This window comes from Halogranum amylolyticum, assembly GCF_900110465.1.
Lineage (GTDB): Archaea > Halobacteriota > Halobacteria > Halobacteriales > Haloferacaceae > Halogranum > Halogranum amylolyticum.
The window spans coordinates 121,468-138,533 of record NZ_FODV01000004.1 but is presented as its reverse complement, the minus strand read 5'-3'; the positions used below and the strand labels follow the sequence as shown (position 1 = coordinate 138,533).

The window sequence follows — 17,066 nt, the reverse complement described above, 5'->3', positions numbered from 1 at the left end:
TCGAGAGGTGAGAGAAAGGACGGCGTCGTCTCCGGTGTCTACGCTGCGACGATGGTCGCCGCGACGAACGACCACTTCGTCCCGCTGCGGGACTCCTGTTTCTTGTGCTCTGCCTTCGTCTGGTTTCGCTTGTGCGTCCAGTGCATATTGACACCGAGGGTTTACTCGAATATGAGTTTTACGTTCTCCTGACAAGTTTGTCACGGTTGTCCACGTGTGAAAGATCGTATTGAAAGGCACTGAAACGACGGTCTGTAAGCATTGTTCGTCTCACGACAGTATATCACAGATGCAAACGAACAGAAATAGTACATAACTGTCGTCAACGCAGTTTGGAGAGACACTCGTGACAGAACGTCACGTCGTCCGGATTCGGAGTGCCACAGGAACCGCAGTCGACCAGACTGGGGCGAGCGGTGGGTGACTCCCCGCCGGTCGGCGAGAGCAGCGACGCCGGCGTCAGAGTCGACCGACGCTCCGATTCGCGTGCGTGCTCTTCCATCCGAGCGACGAGGCGGTCGTCGCGGAGCGCGTGCAGACCGTGCCACAGACCGACGAAGAGCGCAGAGGGGGCAACGATGACGAACGCTGCGACGAGTAGGCGGAACGCGAGTTCCATGTACGGTACTGGGAACGGGCGACCTTGTGTGTGACGGTGACACACACAACGTCACTCACCGACGTCGACGTGACCTCGCCACTCGCGGCGACGGAGCTCGCTCCCGAACGACGCTTCAGAACGCGTACTTCGCGACCAGCGCGATCAGAAACACGGCGACCGCACCGAACACGAGCAGCGTCGCGCTCGTCGGCAGCCCGTTGACGAGTCGGTCGTCGTCCCGCGTCACCCAGAGGGCTCCGAACCCGAGGGTCAGTGTGACGAGGAGGATACCCACGCTGTAGACGGTGTTGAGGAGTCCGGCCATACCGGTCGATTCTCGACGGACGTGCAAAAAGCTCCGGGCGTCGGCACACCCCGCTGGCTCCCGCGACTCCCCGAGTTGCCAACTGTTTTAGCCGCGGAACCCCAGTCCTGTTCTGCATGCGTATGGAACTGCGGGTCTGCAAGCACTGCTACGAGGGTGAACACGGCAACCCCCAGAAGACGGCGGTCACCCGTGACATGGTCTCCTGTGCGGAGCGCGTCCGCGAGTACAAAGACCTCATCGGGATCGACGGCATTTACATCACGCGCGTCGCCGAGGGCGACGGTGGCGGCGCTGAGGCGCTACCGGCAGTCGTCGCGAGCATCGAGAACAACCAGATCGCGCTCGCCGACACCCAGCTGGTGATGGAGGACGACGACGGCAACATGCTCGTCTACCCCGAACCGAAAGACATCCTCGAGGTGCTGACCCGAAACATCGAACAGATCGGCACGCACACGCGACAGGACGTCGAAGTCGATCTCTCCGAGGAGAGTCTCGACCTCGTCGGCGGTTACTGACCCACTCGTTTTCGCGTCGTCCGAGACAGTCGATAGTCGCCGCAGACGTCTGTGTCGATAAAAAGCGCCGCGTGTCGATTAGTCGTCGCTGCGATTGCCGCCGTCGGCTGCTCTCGTCCGCGCGGTCCGTTCGCTCAGCTGGCTCTCCCAGCGCACGCGCAGCAGGTTGCCGTACATCTGCAGCACCATCCCGAGGAACAACACGAGCACGCCGATGTTGATCCCGATGGTCATCAGCAGGCCGGTTGGCCCCCCACCGACGGCTAGTTCCGTCGGGACGGGGTAGCCGGAGTCGAAGATACTGCCGAGCATGACGCTGACGATGCCGATGATGACCATCGCTCCCACGACGTGCGTCGACCAGCCCCAGTGTCGCGACAGGCTGAGTTTCTCGATACCGGTCGTCTCTGCGTCGTCGTGGTCGTGCGACTCGGGAATCTTGTCCCGGGAGATGAACGCTTTGACCTCCACCGGGAAGAACGCCGGGTGGAAACTGTGTTCGAAGATGTGGAACATCACACCCATCAGCATGATAACGCCGAGCAGACCGTGGAAGACGACGAACGCCGTCGCGGCGGTCTTAGTCGCCAGGAGGCTCATCACACCGGTCTTGCTCCAGATGAGGATTCCCGAGATGCTCAGAAGGGTCAGCTCGGTCGCGAAGATGAAGACGACGCCCTTGCCGATGTACGACAGCAGCGGGACGTCGTCCGATTTGTAACCGGCGAACTGGCGGGCGTTCGGGTGTCGCTCGTCCGCACGACCGAGGACGAACTTGATGTCCTGGACGAACGCCACGATGTCACCCTTGGTCGGGAGGATCTCGCGGAAGTTGCTCCGCCCGGTGCTGGTCGTCACCATCATCAGCATCCAGAACACGATGAGGCTGAGCAGACCCGCACCGGCGAGTCGGTGGACGGCGAGCACGCCCGTGTTGCCGCCCATCAGCAGCACCATCCACCACAGCTCGTCGTTGAACATGAGACTGTACCCCGAGAAGAACAGGATGAACACGTCCAACGCGAGCAGCGTGTGGAACGTGGTTGTCATCTTGGTGAACTTCCCGTGGTCGAGGTTCGTTCCCATCAGCGGTCACCTCCGCTCGCGCCGCTGTCGTCACTGCTCGTCGCGGACCGAGCTTCGTCGCCGTCGACGCGACCGCCGTCGGTGACGGCCCCGTCGCGTGCGGTGCGAGCCCCGCCCGGCGGTTGCATCTGAGAGGCCAGTCGGCGGAACGCCCCCCAGTGGATGAACACCATCAGGAGGATGAACGCGCCCATCACCACGTCGGCGAGGTGGACGATTTTGATGGCGGCGACCAGCCAGCCGATCTCGTTGCCCGTCTCCCAGTTGGCGCCGATGCCACCGCCCTCGACGGTCGGACTGACGCGGAACAGCGCCTCGAAGTTGACGGCGAAGCCGCTCGCCAACCAGAGGACGACCACGGTGACCGCGACGGCGACGACCGCGTTGACGGCGATGCTCAGCCGACTGTAGTCGCTCGTCTCGGGGAGGTCGCTCATTCGAACGCCTCCGCTTCGTCGCCGAAGATGACGGTCATCGCCTTCTCGTTGAAGAACGGCTTGCTGTCACGGCGGTCGAGTTCGTCGGCGATCTCGCTCGTCTTGCCGACGAGGATGGCGTCGGTCGCACACTCCTCGGCGCACGCCGGCCCCTTGCCGACATCCTGCCGGTCCTCGCACATCGTACATTTGTCCATCGTCCCGCCGCTCCCGAACAGCTGGGCCGCCCCCTCGTCGGACTCGGGGAACTGCGGCGCACCGAACGGACACGCCGACAGACAGTACTGACAGCCGACACAGAGGTTCTCACGAACCTCGACGAACCCGTTGTCCTTCTTGACGAGCGAGTCGACGGGGCAGACCGACACACAGGGAGCGTTGTCACAGTGGTAACACTGCATCGGGACGCTCGTCTCACCGGGCGATTTCCCCTGGTCGAGCGCCTGTGAGCTCTTGGCGTTCAGCCCTTTCGCTCCCTCCTGCCCCTCCAGCATCGTCGAGATGCTGATACGCTGATTGCCTCGGTCGATGTCCCACGTTCGTTTGCACGCGACGACACAGCCGCCGCAGTCGATACACGCCTCCACGTCGGGGAAGATGCGCGTGTCCTCGCCGGTGCTCATCACACCGTCACGCATCACTTCTTGGTCTTGTTCTGTCGACATTGTCACTGAATCGTGCTGTTGTCACGCACGTCGAAGTTCTTCTGTTGGCCGACACCGTTGCGGTCCTGGGGGAACTCCAACTTCGAGAGGTCGGCCTCGTCGTCGAGACCGCCTTTCGCGATCGGCTTCATGCTCAGCTCGTTGACGAGCTCCGGCGTCGCCTTCTCGACGCGACACAGCGCCGCCTTCGTCTCCTGCATCTGCGTCTCGACGTCGTATCCTTTCCCCGTGACGAGGTTGACCGAGTCGCCGATGGCGTACGGCAGATGACCCTCTGGGTACTCCGACTCGAGACTCTTGCCGTGCCAGACACCACCCCAGTGGTACGGGAGGAACGTCTCCTTCTCGTTGGGGCGGTGGGTCACTCGCGCCTTCACCAGAATCGACCCGCGGTCCGTCGTCGAGACGACGACGAGGTCGCCACCGTCGACGCCGAGATCGTCGGCCATCTTCGGATGGATCTCCGCGTACATGTGCGGTTGGAGGTCGGCGGTGAAGATGTTCGACCGCGTCTCCGCCCCGCCACCTTGGTGTTCGACCTGTCGCCCGGAGGTGAGCACCGTGTTGACCTCCTGTTTGGTCGCCTTCGCGGTGGCCTTCTTCTGGACGACCGCGTTGTTCTGGTCGAGTCGGAAGAAGTTGGTCTGCTTCCCGTTGGCCGGCCACTGCTCGACGAGGTCGGGTCGCGGACTCTCGATCGGTTCGCGGTGGACTGGCACCGGGTCCATGAAGTTCCACGCGACGGCGCGAGCCCGGCCACGCCCGGTCGGGGCGTCCGGCTGCTTGTAGTCGTACTGCTCGTAGAACTCCTCGTCGTAGTTCGTCCCGTACTGCTCGTTCATCGCGACCGCCGTGTCGTAGACGGACTTCGTCGGATCGAGCGCGTACTCCATGGGGAGACTCAGCCCGTCGGGGTTGGTGTAGTCCGGCGGCAGCGTCGTCGTGAACCCGGGATACTGGGGGACGCCGTGGATAGTATCGTCCCACCAGTCGGGTTCGTACGGGTCTCTGAGGAGGTTGAGTCCGTCCTCGCCCTCCTGGTCGAAGGTCGCCTGCATCGGGTAGGGGTTGTCGGTCTTCATCTGTTCCCACTCGTCGGGGGTGGGACCGTCGATGCCCCAGCGGGCGCGAAAGTCGTGTCCGCCCTCCCGCGGGTCCATGTCGTCGTTCCAGATGATGGGCGTCCCGGGATGTCCTTCCCCCCAACACGGCCACGGGAGCTGCCAGTACTCGCCGGTGACTGGCAGCCCCTCCTCTTCGCACTTGGTCGTCTCCGGACTGAACGCGTAGTCGAACTCACGCTGGCGCTCGAGTCGTTCGGGGTCCTGCTGGTAGCCGATGGTGCGGACCCCGAGGTTGACCTCGCGGAGCGCCTCTTGGTAGGTCGACTTCCCGTTGTAGATGTTGGACCCCGACCCCCAGTCGAAGTGTTCGCCGAAGCCGAGTCTGTCGGCGAGTTCCTGGATGATCTGCATGTCCGGGCGGGTGTTGCCCGACGGCGGTCGCACCGGGTCGCTCCACTGGACCGCCCGGTGGGAGTTCGTCAGCGAGCGGTGGTGCTCGTACTGGCTCGACGCCGAGAGCACGACCACGTTGTCGCGGTCCGGCATGACGCTCGCGACGGAGGGGAACAGGTCGACGATGACGACCAGATCGAGGTTGTCCATCGCCTCCTTCATCTTGTCCATCTCGGAGATGGAGTTCGCTGAGTGTCCCCAGATGACGACCGCCTTCAGCTCGTTTTGCTGGTAGAGCTCCGAGTCGACGAGGCGGTCCTTCTTCGGGAGCGCGCCGTCGAACCAGCGAGCGACGGTCAGTCCGCTCTGGAACATCATCGACCGCTTGCTCGGGAACGAATCGTCGGTCTGGTCGCTGCCGCCGGAGTCGGCGGACTCGGGGTTACCCGCCTTCTTGTAGTCGATGTACGAGGTCTTCTGGCTGTACAGCTCCTTCGGCATCTTGTCGTACTCCTCGTACAGTTCTCGGAAGTCGACCGTCCCGCTCGTGTAGGGGCTCTTCGACCAGACGTCACACCAGTACTGCCACGACCCGGGCGACCCGACGGAGTAGTACCCCGGGAGGATGTGACTGGCCACGGCGAGGTCGGTCGCCCCCTGGACGTTGGCGTGGCCGCGCATCACCTGGAGACCACCGCCCGACCGGGCGGCCGACCCCGACGCTAGCGACATCAGCGCGTACGAACGGATGTTCTGCGTCCCGTTGTTGTGCTGAGTGCCACCCATCGCCCACTCGATCTGGACGTTCGGCTTGTTCTCGATGACGAGATCGCCGAGTTCCTCGATCTGCTCGACGGACATCCAGGTGATGTCGGCGACCGTCTCCAGGTCGTAGTCGTCGAGATCCTCGTCGACGTCCGGCCACCCCATGACGCGCTCGTCGAGCATCTCCTGGTCGAGCTCGCCCTGCTCGCGCAGGTAGCGCATGAGCCCCATCATGAGCGCGACGTCCGTCCCGGGTCGCATCCGGTAGTAGTAGTCGGCGTGCGCCGACGTCTTGGTGAACCGGGGGTCGACCGAGACGATGGTGCCGCCGCGTCGCTGCCCCTCGAGGATGTGCTGCATCGCGATGGGGTGGGCCTCGGCGGGGTTCTGCCCGATGATGAGGTTGAGATCGAAGTTCCGGTAGTCGTTGATCGTCTGGGTCATCGCCCCGTACCCCCACGTGTTCGCCAGTCCGGCGACGGTCGTGGAGTGACAGATACGGGCCTGGTGGTCGACGTTGTTCGTCCCGAAGAACGACGCGAGCTTGCGGAACGCGTAGGCCTCCTCGTTGGAGTGGTGGGCGCTCCCCATCCACATCACGCTGTCGGGGCCGTACTCCTCTTTGATACGGTTGAGTTCGCTCGCGACTTTCTCGTAGGCGTTGTCCCACGAGACCTTGCGCCACGACCCGTCCTGTTTCTCCATCGGGTGTTTGAGCCGTCGTTCGGAGTGCTCGCTCCCGTAGATGGCGGCACCCTTCGAACAGAGCGACCCGTTGTTGACCGGATGTTCGTGCCACGGTTCCTGTCCGACGAACGCGTTGCCGTCGCGTTCTGCCCGGAACCCACAGCCGACCGCACAGAAGTTACAGATGCTCTTCGTGAGTTCTGTGTCGGTGTCTTGTCCGTCTGCCTCTTCGTCGCTTGCCGCGAGTGCGTGCCCCGCTCCTCCACCACCGAGGGCGATACCGCCTGCGAGGGCACTCGCCTTCAGGAACGAACGCCTGTCTAAGTCGAGTGAAACTGGTTCAGTGCTCATAGATTCTTTCTCGGCATTCCGGGTCCGCGAAGACGTCTCTGCTAACGCGTCCAACAGAAGGATAGATAATCAAAGTAGTGGCCGCCAAAATTCTTTTACCGGCAATCGACGATTGTTACCGGCTGGAATTACCTACTTACATATTGCAAAAAATATATTTTGAATGTCGCAAGAATTTCTCGGCAGAACCGTAGCGTTACGCAAGCCCTTTGCCCGTGGTGGCGGTGAGAGACTGGCAATGAACGTCGGTGCATTCGTCTGTTCCTGTGGGGGAAGCTGTGAGCTCGATCTGGAGGGGGTTCGGGAGGGGGTTCGCGACGTCGAGGTGGTCGCGAGCTCCCGTCTGCTCTGTCAAGACGGCCTCGACGCGGTCGGCGCACTCGTCGACGAGTACGACCTCGACCAACTGGTCGTGACGGCGGCCGACGAGGGCTGCAAACGACGGGTGCGGGCGCTCGCCGAGGAGAAGGGGCTCCACCCGGAGGCGACCGCCTTCGTCGACCACCGCGAGCGCACCGACTGGGTTCACTCGCCGGCCGAGGCCACCGACAAGACCGCACGACTCATCAACGCGACCACCGCCGGGTTGCAGGAGGAGGCGTCGAGCCGCTACGTCTCGCAGACCGCCGGCGACCGCGTCGCCGTCGTTGGCGACGCCGAGACCGCGGCCGCACTCGCGGACACGGCCGACGTGACGCTCGTCGCGGACGGTCGGGAGTTCGCGGGCGTCTCCGGACTCGAAGACGTCGACCTCGAACGCGGCCGCGTCGTCGGCGTCGGCGGCGAGTTCGGCGCGTTCACGCTCACGCTCGAAGCGCACGTCACCGAGGACTGCATCTCCTGTATGGAGTGCGTCGAGCAGGGCCCCGATGGGGCGGTCACCGCCCGCCCGGTCGACATCGCGCCGGACGCCCCCGGCGGCGAGTGGCTCGACTGCTGTCCGACCGACGCCATCGACACCGACGGCGTCCGCCGCGAACTCGAGGTCGACCAGGTCGTCTACCCCGGTGCCTCGAAGGCGACCCGCGGCGGCCGGATCGGGTTCTACACCGGTCCCGTCGACGCCGGCACCATCGCCAGCGTCGAACACCACCTCGGCGGCGTCGAGAAACCGAAGTTCCTTGACCTCGATATGGACGTCTGTGCGGCCGGCGAGTCGAGCCAGGAAGGGTGTACCGCCTGTACCGACGCCTGTCCGCACGATGCCGTCGACCGCCCGGCCGTCGACGAGGTCGAGTTCGACGAGGTCGCCTGCATGAACTGCGGGGCCTGCACGAGTTCCTGTCCGACCGGTGCCGTCCAGCTGCGCGAACCCTCCAACCGGCGGATCGCCCGCGAGGTGGAGGCGCTGCTCGACGCCGAAGAGAGCGGCAGCGGGTGGCTGTTCGACCGGGGACAGCAGGGGATCGAGACGCCCGTCGTCGCCTTCGTCTGCTCCGAGCACGCGGCCGACGCGCTCCGCGAGTACGGTCGCCAGTCGGCGGTCGGCGACGAGCTCTCGTACGCGCCGGTGCTTCCGGTCCGGGTCAACTGCACCGACACGGTGGGCGAAGCACACGTGATGCACGCGCTGGCCGCCGGTGCCGACGGGGTCGCCGTCGTCGGCTGCGGCTCGTCGTGTCTCCACTCCGGCCCGGACCCGAAGGCGGCGCTCGTCGAGCGACTCAACCGGGCGACGACCGACCTCGGTCTCGGCGAACGCGTCACCTTCCTCGCGCCCGAGGCGGGCGAACCCCACGAGTTCGTCGAGGAACTCGACACGTTCGTCGACGACCTCGAGGCGACGTCCGTCCCGCCCGGGGAACACGAGTCGACCGGCGTCGTCCGCGACGAGAAGCCGAACCCCGAGTACAACAACCACGACTGGGCGCTGGAGAGCGTCCGCGCCGTCCTCGACCACGTCGCCCCCGAACGCGACGTGATCCGCGGGCTGGAGAACTTCGGCCGGATGGAGGTCTCGGAGGCGTGCAACCTCACGCCGACCTGTTCGACGCTCTGTCCGACCGACGCCATCCGCCGGACCGACGACGGGAACCTCCAGTTCGACCACGAGGACTGCGTCAACTGCGGGCTGTGCGAGGAGGGCTGTCCCGAGACGGCCATCACGATGCACGACGGGCTGGATCTGACGCTTCTGCCGGAGAACCGCGACGGCGAACGCTGGAGCACCGTCTACGAGGGCGAGATGCTCGAGTGCGTCCGCTGTGGGAAACCCTTTACCAGCCAGGGGTCGGCGAACAAGGTGATGGAGGACGTCGGTCATCTCGTCGACGGAATCGCCCCCGACAGCGACCACAGCATCTTCGAGTACTGCGCAGAGTGCCGTGCGACGCTCATGTTCGAGCAGGGGGGTCAGTGATGGACGACAGCGCCGTCTACGACGCACGGACGGAACTCGTCGACTTCGTCGTCGAGGTGTTCTGGGACGTCCCCGACCGGGCGTTCGTCGACCGACTCCTCTCCGACGAGGTCGCCGTCCCGGACCAGCGCGTCAACGACGCTCTCGACGAGGGGTTCGACGCGCTCGGCGAGTTCGTCGAGACGAACCGCGGACGCGACCTCGACGACGTCCACGAAGAGTTGGAGGTCGAGTACACCCGCGTGTTCGTCGGCCCGCGCCCGCCGGTGTTGCCCCACGAGAGCTACTACCGCGAAGACACCGACTACCTCGGACAGGGGCTGGCGGACGTCGAGGCGAGTTACGCCGCCGCGGGGTGGAAACCGCCGGAGGACTACGCCGAGGAGAACGACTTCGTCGCGGTCGAACTCGCCTTCCTCCGGTGGATTATCGGCCGACAAGCGACGGGCGCCGAGGAGGCGTTCGGCTACGAGCGGGTCTTCCTCGACGAGCATCTCACAACGTGGGTCGACGACTTCGTCGACGACGTGCTCGCGGAGACCGACCACGACCTGTTCAGAGCCGCGGCGCTCGTCCTCCGCGGACTCGTCGAGTTCGAGGACGAACTCGTCGCGCAGATGGCGCGTTAAAAAGGGGTCCGACTACTCGTCTTCTGCTTCGTCTACGTCGTCGAAGGAAATGTCACCGTCGACCTCGCCTTCGTTCACTTCGTGAGGACCGATCTTGTACTCCCAGATGTCGTGTCCCTTGTACGGTTCGACACCTTTCGGCCGCCACCCGGTGTCTTCGTGTCCCATGCCAGAACGCTCGGCTGCCGCTTCCTTAAGTCGTTGGGCCCGCGAACCCGAACTCGCCGGCGCGTCACTCCGGCTGGTCGGGCGGCCGGTGGAGGTCGGAGTCGAGGAACGCCCGCGAGAAGAGATCGACGTAGAGCCGCATTATCGTCACCTCGTCGACGCCGGACTCGGCCGACTGGGCTGCGAGGAACCGGGCGAGGTCCTCGCTCGGTTCGTGTCGGATGACCCCGGCCTCGGCGTCGACCTCGAACACGACGTCGTTCGCGTCGGAGGCCAGATGTTCGATCTCCAGCAGCGCCTGTTCGGCCTTCGCCTCGAAGGCGTCCGTGTCGCTCATGAGACGGTCGTTGCCCCACTCGGCTGCCGCCTCGCGGAACCGGTCGGTGATAGGGATACGGATCAAAACGTCACCCCCTCGCCCTCGAAGGCGACGGTCCAGAGCGTCTGCTCTTCGCAGGCGGGACACTCCATCTCGAACGACGAGCGGTCCATCGCGGTGAACCGTCCGAGTTGACCGCACTCGGTGCACTCGAACTGTGTCACGTCACTCCTCCGGCGGCCACGTCTGCGGGCCAGGCCGTCGTTCACCTAGTTCGCCGAGCAGGGCGACGAGCAGTCCGACTGAGACGGCGATGACGATCGCACCGACGAGTCCGGTGACGGCCGTCTGCCCGACGCTCTCGCCGCCCCAGAGCGGTTGCATCGTCCCGACGACCTGCAGGGCGGTCAACCCGAGCCACCCGGCCGCCCCGAGAGCGGCGAACGGGAGCACGTTCGACTGGCTCAACGCGGTTCGAAAACTCATAGTCAGACCGTGACACGGCAACGACCAAAAGCTTGTGGCAACCGAGAGAAGGGGAACGGCCGTCTCCCGGACACGTTACTCGTCGACGAGCGGCCAGTCGGCCTTCGCGGCGGCGTCGGCCACGTCGACGAACTCCCAGCCGGCCTCCTCGGCGATCCACGACTCCCCGTCGACGCCGACGACGACCATCCGGTCGGCGTAGAACATCGAGTGGCTGTCGACCTCCGCGAGTCGTTCCGCCGGTCCCATTCCGCCGCCGTTGAAGAAGTCCAGATCGAGTCGCTCGTCCCGCTGGAACTTGTTCAACACGTGGGCGGGCACCTCGCCGACGAGCCCGACGTAGTCGGTCCACGTCTCGGCGTCCGCGAGCGCCGCGTGGAGCATCTCGAGCCGCTGGACCGCTTCGTAGGTGAACGCCAGCGTCATGTCGGCGGTCGTCCCGCCGTACGGATCGCCGTAGGGTGCCTCGCCGGAGTCGTCGCCGCGGTTCTGTGCGGCCACCCCACCGCCGCCGCCGGCGTCCATCGGGACACCGACTGGCTTGTCGTCGTCGGCGCGGGGGACGCGCGGGGTCGCCGACCCGCTCGTCTCTCTGTCGCCCGCGTCCGGTTCGTCCGGCGTATCCGGTTCGCTCGGCGCGTCCGTCCGGGCGGTCGCCGCGGCGTCGGTCTCCTCCGCGCCGCTCTCGGCGGTCGGTTCCGCCTCGGGCTCTCCCTCGCCCTTCCAGAACCAGTCGCCGCGGTTCGGTTCGGGCTCGTCGTCGGCCGATACGTCGAGGTCGTCGAGGTCGATTCGGTCAGTCATCGGTAGGCTCCGTCGATCGGGGGGTGCGTGTCGGTTCGTCGTCGTTGCTCAGCGGCGTGTCCTCGTCGACGACGTCCGCGAGGTCGAGTCGGTCGACCGTCTGCATCGTCGGGAGACCGTCGCTCCCCCACCCGCGGGCGGCGTAGTAGGCGTCGAGCAACCGCTCGAACCCCTCGGGATCAATGCGTCGACCGGCCGCCGGTCCCGTCTCCAGCGGCTGACGGAACACGGCCGGCAGTTCGTCCTCCGCACGGGCGAACCCCTCGCGGGCGTTGAACAGACGGACGAGCGTCCAGATGCGTCGCCCGGCGTCTCGTAGCTCCCCCGGGTCGTACTCCGTGCCCACGGCGGCGAGCCACTCCCGGCCGAGGTCGCTCCACAGTGTCTCGCCTGCGAAGTCGTCGGCGACGAGACTCCAGAGCACCGACCGTGCGTTCTGCGACGTGACGACCGCGCGGACGCGGTCGGCCGTCGTCCAGTCGTCGCGGGCGAACGCCTCGCGCTCGACGGGACGCGCCCGACGGTGACAGCCGCCGCGGTCGCTCGTCGCGTAGGCTAACGCCATCGCCACGGCCCCACGCGGATCGTACGACGGGACGGCCATCGACTTCACCGTCGGGATGTACTCGCCGCCGAAGCGGTCGCTGGCCGCGTCGACGCCGTCGGCCAGCGCGTCGGCGACGGGGTCCGCCCGTCGGGCGATACGTTCGATCAGCGTCCGGGCCGCCTCGCCGTCGCCGAACGAGACGTCGGCGTCGATCCGGTCGGCGGCGTTGGCTCGCGCGGCCCAGGCGACGGCGTTGCCCGCGCTGATGACGTCGACGCCGAGTCGGTCGCAGGTCGCCCCGAGCGTCGCGACGACGTCGAAGTCGTCGATTCCGAGGCCTGCACCGAGCGTCATCGGGGCCGCACCGCGGGGGACGCTCTCGCCCTCGCCGGTGTCGACGCGGAACCCGCCGGGGACCGAGTCGTCGGGGTTCTCCCGCCCGACGGCAGCCTCGCGGGCTGCCTCGATGCCGATCCCATCGAGCCCGCCGAACTGTCCGCGTTGCCACCCTTCGGTGGCGAGGACGCCGACCTCGTCGGCGAAGTCGACCGACTCCAGCGTCTCGCCCGCGGTGAGCCATCGACCGGTTTCGCCGTCGGCGAACGCCGCGTCGTCCGCCTCGCGGAGCTGTTCGAGCTCCGGGGGCGTCCCCGGCGGTGGATCGCGAGCGACGACGGCCTTCAGCCGCTTTGCGCCCATCACTGCGCCCGCACCGCCGCGACCGGCGTGGTGGTCACCCCCGTCGGAGGCGATCGTCGAGTACTCTACCAGTCGTTCTCCTGCGGGGCCGATGCACGCGACGGCCGCGTCCGGAAACGCCGCGTCTGTCTCGACAGTGTCCGCTCCCCACACCTCGCCGGCCGGTTCGACGTGAGCGTCGCCGTCCTCTACGACGACGACCACCGGTTCGCTCGCTCGTCCCTCGACGAGGAGGCCGAGACTGTCTCCCAGCGACCCGGCCAGTCGCTCGGGGAACGTCCCACCGCTGTACGAGTCGAGGAACGCGCCCGTCAGCGGCGACTTCGTGATCGCGGCGTACCGGGTCTCGCCCGGGAGCGCCCCCGAGAGCGGTCCGAGCATGAACGCGAGTCGGTTGTGGGGACCGAGCGGGTCGGCCCCGGCGGGGACGTCCTCGTAGAGATAGCGTGCGCCCAGCCCTTTGCCGCCGACGTACTCGCGGAGCCACCGCTCCGGCACGGGTTCTTCGCGACCCGTCTGCGTACCGAGGTCGACGCGGAGGAGAGACGACCGTCCCATTCACTATCTATTCCCCTCTTGGCCGGTTAAGGGTTACCGCCGCGAACCCTGTTGCCGGAGACGACGCCGTCACCCACGTCCGGTCTCCGCTTCGACCGGTGACCGAGATGCTCTCCTGCCGAATCGCGAGGGCGACTTTTAGATAATTATCTATCTTTGTATATCGTTGTCTAAACAAACATACTATCCTGCAGACCACACGCTCGTCTACTCTCGGCGGCGTTCACTACCCGTTCGTTCAACCGCTGCGCTGCGACGAGCCGAACCGTACCCCGACGGTTCTGTCGCCCCCTCCCTCGTCGGGAACTCTCGGGAGAGCATATGTTGCATGAGCACTCAGGGGTTCGATTCAGGTCCCTCTCGGAGAACTGTTTACTGAGAACACACACGTTTCCGCCCCCTATCGACCACTATGTCCGAAACGCAGTCGTCACGCGGTGTCCGCCCGGGCCGTGATCGTTCGCTCTCGACGACCGGACGGACTCCATCGAAGGCCCGACTGTCTTCGAATCTCTCTGATACGAACGTTTATCACGCATGAATAACACAGAGGAATACCAGGATGGAATTGAGAACGTACGACGATATGTCACAGGTCGGTCTAGTGACGTGTCCGCTCTGTAGGCACGACTACGACCGGCGAGAAGGTCTCCGCGAACACATCATGGTCGACCACCGGAAGAGCGCGGTCACCGACGAACTGCTCTCGCAACTCGGGAAACGCGCTCGATAACAGCATGTCGAGTACACTAGGCGTCGACGCGGTCGACACGGACGCGACAAGAGGCGACGACGCATCTCCGCCGCGAGACAGCAACGGCTACCACATCTGCTATCGCGAGTGCAAAGACGGGACGCCGTGTCGGCGGATCACCAACGTCCCGTGGCTGGCGTGCCACGTCCACTTCGACCAGCCGCCGATGCTACTGGAGTCCGAGTGAGCGGCGTCGTCGCTCCGGTTTCGGTCGGACGCTCGACTCCTCCTTCAGTGGCGTCGAGAGAACGAGTGGGTTGGGGCGGATTCGAACCGCCGGCCTGCTCCGTGTGAAGGAGCCGTCATAACCTGGCTAGACCACCAACCCGGCAAAACATCGTACCCCGCTTCGACACTTAAGGGTTACCTTGTTCGGTCACTCGTTGGCGGCAACCGTGTCCTCACGGTACTGATCGATGCGACCTTTGGCACCCTTCAGCGCGTCCTTTCCTCTCCCTTCGGCGCGTCGGAGTTCTTTCTGGACCTTCTCCATCCGCTTCGGTTCGGGCTCTTTCTCACGGCCGGTGGCCTTCCGCACCCGGTCTCCGACCGGAGCGAACTCTTCGGCGACCCCCGACCGGAGGTGCGACCCCGCTCGTTTCAGGTAGTACCACGCGTCGCTGAAGTGACGGTTCATATTCGTCCTTAGGTAGACAACAGATATATTCCTTGCGGACGGTTGTCATCCACGGAGTTGTTTTTAGGCAAACCTAAACCGACACGTTTATGGGTTAGATTAGGCTACCCTAAACCACGGTGTCACACTGAAGGTGTACACCGAGTCTGTCCCGACCCAGTTCGACCGTGGGCATCATCCGGTCCGAACGGGTCTCCTTCTGAACCGACCTCACTCGGACGAGATCGGTCTCTGTCGGTCGCGTCAGTAGGTCGGCGTGTCTTCGCGCTGTCCGTCGCGCTTGTTGACCAACCGCGCGAGCGTAAAGAGCGCATCAGAGAGGCGGTTGAGGTAGGCGACAGTCAGTTCGTTGATCGACTCCTCCGCCGCCAGTGCGACGACGCGACGCTCGGCACGACGCGAGACCGCTCGCGCGTGGTGGAGCTTCGCCCCGGCGCCGCTCCCGCCGGGCAGGATGAACGACTGAAGCGGGTCGAGCTCCTCGTCGGCCTCGTCGATCCAGTCTTCGAGCTCGTCGACGTGCTCCTCGCGGATCTGTGGGTCGTCCTCGTCGGGCGAGGGGTTCGCGAGGTCCGCCTGGACGACGTGAAGTCGGTTCTGGATCCCCGTCAACTGCTCGTCGACGTCGTCGTAGCCGGTCGGTCGGACCGTCCCAACGAGCGCGTTCACCTCGTCGACGGTGCCGTACGCCTCGATCCGCGGGTTCGTCTTCGAGACGCGGCTCATGTCGCGAAGGTCGGTCGCCCCCGCGTCGCCGCGACCGGTGTAGATCGTCATGCGAGACTCGTTTCGACGTACTCGACGATTTTCTCGCTCTCGGCCATCGTCACGCCGCGGTCCTCGTCGACGAGCACCGGAACGCCACGCTGACCGCTCACTCGTTTCACCTCGTCGCGTTCGGAGTGTAGCCCCTCGACCCAGTCGGTCTCGTACTCGACGTCGTGCGCTTCGAGGGCGTCGTGGACCGTCTCACAGTACGGACAGCCATCGAGTGCGTACAGCGTGATGGACATACCTCCCGTTGGAACGGGTGGGAGAAGTAAGTTCGGCCAGCGGCGACCGCCCGGCGCTCACGCGTTCCGTTCAGTGCGGACGGCCCGGTAGACGCGCCGAAGTTCCCGCCGGAGTGCGTCGAACTTCAACAGCGAGAACCCGGCGAAGATGACGACGAAGCCGACGGCCGTGGTGACGGTCGGCGTCTCGCCGAGCGCCGCCCACCCGGCGAGCGCAGCGAACATCGGGATGACGTACTCGATGAGGCTCATCTCGATGGGACCGATGGTGTCCAGAAGCTCGAAGTAGAGAAAGAACCCGGCCGCACCGGCGACGACGCTCAGGTAGATCAGTGCCGCGATCGCGTCGAACGTCCACTGGGCGCTCGCGAACGACTCGGTCGGGAGTACCGCACTCGTCAGGTGGAGCAACCCCGCACCGACGACCATCATCCACGCCTGCAGCGCGAGCGCCGGCAGCGACGACTCGCCGTCGTGCGTCAGCACCGCGCCGACGGCGAACACCACCGCCGACGCCAACACGAGTCCCACACCCAGCAGGTTCGCCGACAGCAGGTTCGACGGGTCCGGGTCGGCGATGACGACGACGCCCACGAACCCGAGGAAGACGCCGGTGACGCCGTTCGGTGACAGCCGTTCCGACGACGAGATCGTACGCGCCAACGCCGGCGTGACGACCGGGATCAACCCCAAGAGGACGGCCGCGACCGCGCTCTGAACGTACTGCTGGCCGGCGAAGAGGAGCGCGTGGTGGGCACCGATGAGCAGCGCTCCGCCGGTCGCGATCTGCCGCCAGTCCCCTCGCGACCGAGGCCACAGTCGGTCGTCTCTCACCGCTGCGACGCCGAACAGGAGGACCGCAGCGAGGTCGAACCGGACCGCCGCAAAGAGCGCGGGCGGGAGGTAATCGAGACCGACCTTCGTGACGACGAACGCCGACCCCCACACCAAAGAGAGCAACGAGAACAACGACGCGTTCCGATACCGTCTCATCGGTCGAGCGTTCGCGTCGGGCGTCAATAGGTTATCTGTTCGTCTCGACGGAACTCTGTATCGCACTCAGACATTTATCCGAGCGGCGACTTCCGGAGTCGCGCTCGCCGACTCGTGGCATCGGCGACCGTCTCGTCGCACACTCTCGGTCTCTACGGGGCGAACTCCCGGTCCAGGTTGGCGAACGGTCGAATCAACATCTTCA

Annotated in this window: 21 protein-coding genes and 1 tRNA gene; 5 read left to right on the top strand and 17 right to left on the bottom strand. The window is 65.4% G+C overall.

Annotated elements, in window-relative coordinates:
• Window positions 1-322: 322 nt before the first annotated feature.
• Together BSG17_RS09305 and BSG17_RS09300 are read right to left on the bottom strand one after the other, a co-directional pair.
• A complete protein-coding gene (locus tag BSG17_RS09305; protein WP_089823317.1) occupies window positions 323-619 on the bottom strand; it encodes a DUF7577 domain-containing protein in 297 nt (98 codons plus the stop codon).
• Window positions 620-734: 115 nt separating this feature from the next.
• On the bottom strand, window positions 735-926 hold the full coding sequence (locus BSG17_RS09300) for a hypothetical protein (RefSeq protein WP_089823315.1): 192 nt from the start codon (window positions 924-926) through the stop codon (window positions 735-737).
• Window positions 927-1,042: 116 nt separating this feature from the next.
• On the opposite strand from BSG17_RS09300, the gene BSG17_RS09295 reads away from it, so the two are divergent.
• Window positions 1,043-1,447: a hypothetical protein gene (locus BSG17_RS09295; protein ID WP_089823313.1), complete on the top strand. Its 405-nt coding sequence runs from the start codon at window positions 1,043-1,045 to the stop codon at window positions 1,445-1,447.
• 78 nt (window positions 1,448-1,525) lie between these two features.
• On the opposite strand, the gene BSG17_RS09290 is transcribed toward BSG17_RS09295, so the two are convergent.
• Genes BSG17_RS09290 through BSG17_RS09275 form a run of 4 tightly spaced genes read right to left on the bottom strand, consistent with a single transcriptional unit; the run spans window position 1,526 to window position 6,895 of the window.
• Window positions 1,526-2,533 (bottom strand): cytochrome b/b6 domain-containing protein, encoded by a 1,008-nt coding sequence (locus BSG17_RS09290; RefSeq protein WP_089823312.1) that lies wholly within the window; start codon window positions 2,531-2,533, stop codon window positions 1,526-1,528.
• Window positions 2,533-2,970, bottom strand: coding sequence for a hypothetical protein (locus BSG17_RS09285; RefSeq protein ID WP_211609095.1), 438 nt, complete (start codon window positions 2,968-2,970; stop codon window positions 2,533-2,535). Before BSG17_RS09285 ends, BSG17_RS09290 begins: the two co-directional genes overlap by 1 nt.
• Window positions 2,967-3,635: a 4Fe-4S dicluster domain-containing protein gene (locus tag BSG17_RS09280; protein ID WP_089823310.1), complete on the bottom strand. Its 669-nt coding sequence runs from the start codon at window positions 3,633-3,635 to the stop codon at window positions 2,967-2,969. Before BSG17_RS09280 ends, BSG17_RS09285 begins: the two co-directional genes overlap by 4 nt.
• A 2-nt stretch (window positions 3,636-3,637) precedes the next feature.
• Complete coding sequence (locus BSG17_RS09275) at window positions 3,638-6,895, bottom strand: molybdopterin oxidoreductase family protein (protein WP_089823308.1); 3,258 nt, start codon at window positions 6,893-6,895, stop codon at window positions 3,638-3,640.
• Window positions 6,896-7,133: 238 nt separating this feature from the next.
• On the opposite strand from BSG17_RS09275, the gene BSG17_RS09270 reads away from it, so the two are divergent.
• Both BSG17_RS09270 and BSG17_RS09265 read left to right on the top strand, forming a co-directional pair.
• Window positions 7,134-9,254 carry a hydrogenase iron-sulfur subunit gene (locus BSG17_RS09270; RefSeq protein ID WP_089823306.1) on the top strand — a complete coding sequence of 707 codons (2,121 nt, stop codon included), beginning with the start codon at window positions 7,134-7,136 and terminating at the stop codon, window positions 9,252-9,254.
• Entirely contained in the window at window positions 9,254-9,883 is a 630-nt protein-coding gene (locus tag BSG17_RS09265; RefSeq protein WP_089823304.1) for a TorD/DmsD family molecular chaperone, read from the top strand. Before BSG17_RS09270 ends, BSG17_RS09265 begins: the two co-directional genes overlap by 1 nt.
• Before the next feature lie 12 nt (window positions 9,884-9,895).
• Here BSG17_RS09265 and BSG17_RS26945 read toward each other — a convergent pair whose 3' ends face one another.
• From BSG17_RS26945 to BSG17_RS09245, 6 genes are all read right to left on the bottom strand, one after another.
• Window positions 9,896-10,051 carry a hypothetical protein gene (locus BSG17_RS26945; RefSeq protein WP_170864768.1) on the bottom strand — a complete coding sequence of 52 codons (156 nt, stop codon included), beginning with the start codon at window positions 10,049-10,051 and terminating at the stop codon, window positions 9,896-9,898.
• 64 nt (window positions 10,052-10,115) lie between these two features.
• Window positions 10,116-10,454 (bottom strand): hypothetical protein, encoded by a 339-nt coding sequence (locus tag BSG17_RS09260; RefSeq protein WP_211609092.1) that lies wholly within the window; start codon window positions 10,452-10,454, stop codon window positions 10,116-10,118.
• Window positions 10,451-10,594, bottom strand: coding sequence for a hypothetical protein (locus tag BSG17_RS26940; protein ID WP_170864767.1), 144 nt, complete (start codon window positions 10,592-10,594; stop codon window positions 10,451-10,453). The genes BSG17_RS09260 and BSG17_RS26940 overlap by 4 nt, the downstream gene beginning before the upstream one ends.
• 1 nt (window position 10,595) lies before the next feature.
• Window positions 10,596-10,856, bottom strand: coding sequence for a hypothetical protein (locus tag BSG17_RS09255; protein WP_089823302.1), 261 nt, complete (start codon window positions 10,854-10,856; stop codon window positions 10,596-10,598).
• Between the two features lie 75 nt (window positions 10,857-10,931).
• On the bottom strand, window positions 10,932-11,660 hold the full coding sequence (locus BSG17_RS09250; RefSeq protein ID WP_089823300.1) for a DUF7124 domain-containing protein: 729 nt from the start codon (window positions 11,658-11,660) through the stop codon (window positions 10,932-10,934).
• Complete coding sequence (locus BSG17_RS09245; protein ID WP_089823298.1) at window positions 11,653-13,464, bottom strand: aldehyde ferredoxin oxidoreductase family protein; 1,812 nt, start codon at window positions 13,462-13,464, stop codon at window positions 11,653-11,655. The genes BSG17_RS09250 and BSG17_RS09245 overlap by 8 nt, the downstream gene beginning before the upstream one ends.
• A 562-nt stretch (window positions 13,465-14,026) precedes the next feature.
• On the opposite strand from BSG17_RS09245, the gene BSG17_RS26935 reads away from it, so the two are divergent.
• Together BSG17_RS26935 and BSG17_RS09240 are read left to right on the top strand one after the other, a co-directional pair.
• Window positions 14,027-14,197: a hypothetical protein gene (locus BSG17_RS26935; RefSeq protein WP_170864766.1), complete on the top strand. Its 171-nt coding sequence runs from the start codon at window positions 14,027-14,029 to the stop codon at window positions 14,195-14,197.
• 4 nt (window positions 14,198-14,201) lie between these two features.
• Entirely contained in the window at window positions 14,202-14,405 is a 204-nt protein-coding gene (locus BSG17_RS09240; RefSeq protein ID WP_089823296.1) for a hypothetical protein, read from the top strand.
• 66 nt (window positions 14,406-14,471) lie between these two features.
• Here BSG17_RS09240 and BSG17_RS09235 read toward each other — a convergent pair.
• The 5 genes from BSG17_RS09235 to BSG17_RS09215 all read right to left on the bottom strand — a co-directional run bounded on the left by BSG17_RS09235 (window position 14,472) and on the right by BSG17_RS09215 (window position 16,861).
• Window positions 14,472-14,546: transfer RNA gene (locus BSG17_RS09235), tRNA-Val, on the bottom strand.
• A 48-nt stretch (window positions 14,547-14,594) separates the two neighbouring features.
• Complete coding sequence (locus BSG17_RS09230; protein WP_089823293.1) at window positions 14,595-14,855, bottom strand: DUF7553 family protein; 261 nt, start codon at window positions 14,853-14,855, stop codon at window positions 14,595-14,597.
• Between the two features lie 243 nt (window positions 14,856-15,098).
• Window positions 15,099-15,632: a cob(I)yrinic acid a,c-diamide adenosyltransferase gene (locus BSG17_RS09225; RefSeq protein ID WP_089823290.1), complete on the bottom strand. Its 534-nt coding sequence runs from the start codon at window positions 15,630-15,632 to the stop codon at window positions 15,099-15,101.
• On the bottom strand, window positions 15,629-15,868 hold the full coding sequence (locus BSG17_RS09220; RefSeq protein ID WP_089823288.1) for a glutaredoxin family protein: 240 nt from the start codon (window positions 15,866-15,868) through the stop codon (window positions 15,629-15,631). Before BSG17_RS09220 ends, BSG17_RS09225 begins: the two co-directional genes overlap by 4 nt.
• 57 nt (window positions 15,869-15,925) lie before the next feature.
• Window positions 15,926-16,861 (bottom strand): DMT family transporter, encoded by a 936-nt coding sequence (locus tag BSG17_RS09215; RefSeq protein WP_089823286.1) that lies wholly within the window; start codon window positions 16,859-16,861, stop codon window positions 15,926-15,928.
• Window positions 16,862-17,066 lie beyond the last annotated feature (205 nt).

What these genes read in the sequence shown, in the direction of transcription:
- BSG17_RS09255 (WP_089823302.1), bottom strand. Translation starts at nt 10,856, where the DNA reads ATGAGTTTTCGAACCGCGTTGAGCCAGTCGAACGTGCTCCCGTTCGCC.
- BSG17_RS09225 (WP_089823290.1), bottom strand. Translation starts at nt 15,632, where the DNA reads ATGACGATCTACACCGGTCGCGGCGACGCGGGGGCGACCGACCTTCGC.
- BSG17_RS09275 (WP_089823308.1), bottom strand. Translation starts at nt 6,895, where the DNA reads ATGAGCACTGAACCAGTTTCACTCGACTTAGACAGGCGTTCGTTCCTG.
- BSG17_RS09240 (WP_089823296.1), top strand. Translation starts at nt 14,202, where the DNA reads ATGTCGAGTACACTAGGCGTCGACGCGGTCGACACGGACGCGACAAGA.
- BSG17_RS09285 (WP_211609095.1), bottom strand. Translation starts at nt 2,970, where the DNA reads ATGAGCGACCTCCCCGAGACGAGCGACTACAGTCGGCTGAGCATCGCC.
- BSG17_RS09305 (WP_089823317.1), bottom strand. Translation starts at nt 619, where the DNA reads ATGGAACTCGCGTTCCGCCTACTCGTCGCAGCGTTCGTCATCGTTGCC.
- BSG17_RS09300 (WP_089823315.1), bottom strand. Translation starts at nt 926, where the DNA reads ATGGCCGGACTCCTCAACACCGTCTACAGCGTGGGTATCCTCCTCGTC.
- BSG17_RS09290 (WP_089823312.1), bottom strand. Translation starts at nt 2,533, where the DNA reads ATGGGAACGAACCTCGACCACGGGAAGTTCACCAAGATGACAACCACG.
- BSG17_RS09215 (WP_089823286.1), bottom strand. Translation starts at nt 16,861, where the DNA reads ATGAGACGGTATCGGAACGCGTCGTTGTTCTCGTTGCTCTCTTTGGTG.
- BSG17_RS09295 (WP_089823313.1), top strand. Translation starts at nt 1,043, where the DNA reads ATGCGTATGGAACTGCGGGTCTGCAAGCACTGCTACGAGGGTGAACAC.
- BSG17_RS09280 (WP_089823310.1), bottom strand. Translation starts at nt 3,635, where the DNA reads ATGTCGACAGAACAAGACCAAGAAGTGATGCGTGACGGTGTGATGAGC.
- BSG17_RS26935 (WP_170864766.1), top strand. Translation starts at nt 14,027, where the DNA reads ATGGAATTGAGAACGTACGACGATATGTCACAGGTCGGTCTAGTGACG.
- BSG17_RS26945 (WP_170864768.1), bottom strand. Translation starts at nt 10,051, where the DNA reads ATGGGACACGAAGACACCGGGTGGCGGCCGAAAGGTGTCGAACCGTAC.
- BSG17_RS09270 (WP_089823306.1), top strand. Translation starts at nt 7,134, where the DNA reads ATGAACGTCGGTGCATTCGTCTGTTCCTGTGGGGGAAGCTGTGAGCTC.
- BSG17_RS09245 (WP_089823298.1), bottom strand. Translation starts at nt 13,464, where the DNA reads ATGGGACGGTCGTCTCTCCTCCGCGTCGACCTCGGTACGCAGACGGGT.
- BSG17_RS09230 (WP_089823293.1), bottom strand. Translation starts at nt 14,855, where the DNA reads ATGAACCGTCACTTCAGCGACGCGTGGTACTACCTGAAACGAGCGGGG.
- BSG17_RS09220 (WP_089823288.1), bottom strand. Translation starts at nt 15,868, where the DNA reads ATGTCCATCACGCTGTACGCACTCGATGGCTGTCCGTACTGTGAGACG.
- BSG17_RS09265 (WP_089823304.1), top strand. Translation starts at nt 9,254, where the DNA reads ATGGACGACAGCGCCGTCTACGACGCACGGACGGAACTCGTCGACTTC.
- BSG17_RS09250 (WP_089823300.1), bottom strand. Translation starts at nt 11,660, where the DNA reads ATGACTGACCGAATCGACCTCGACGACCTCGACGTATCGGCCGACGAC.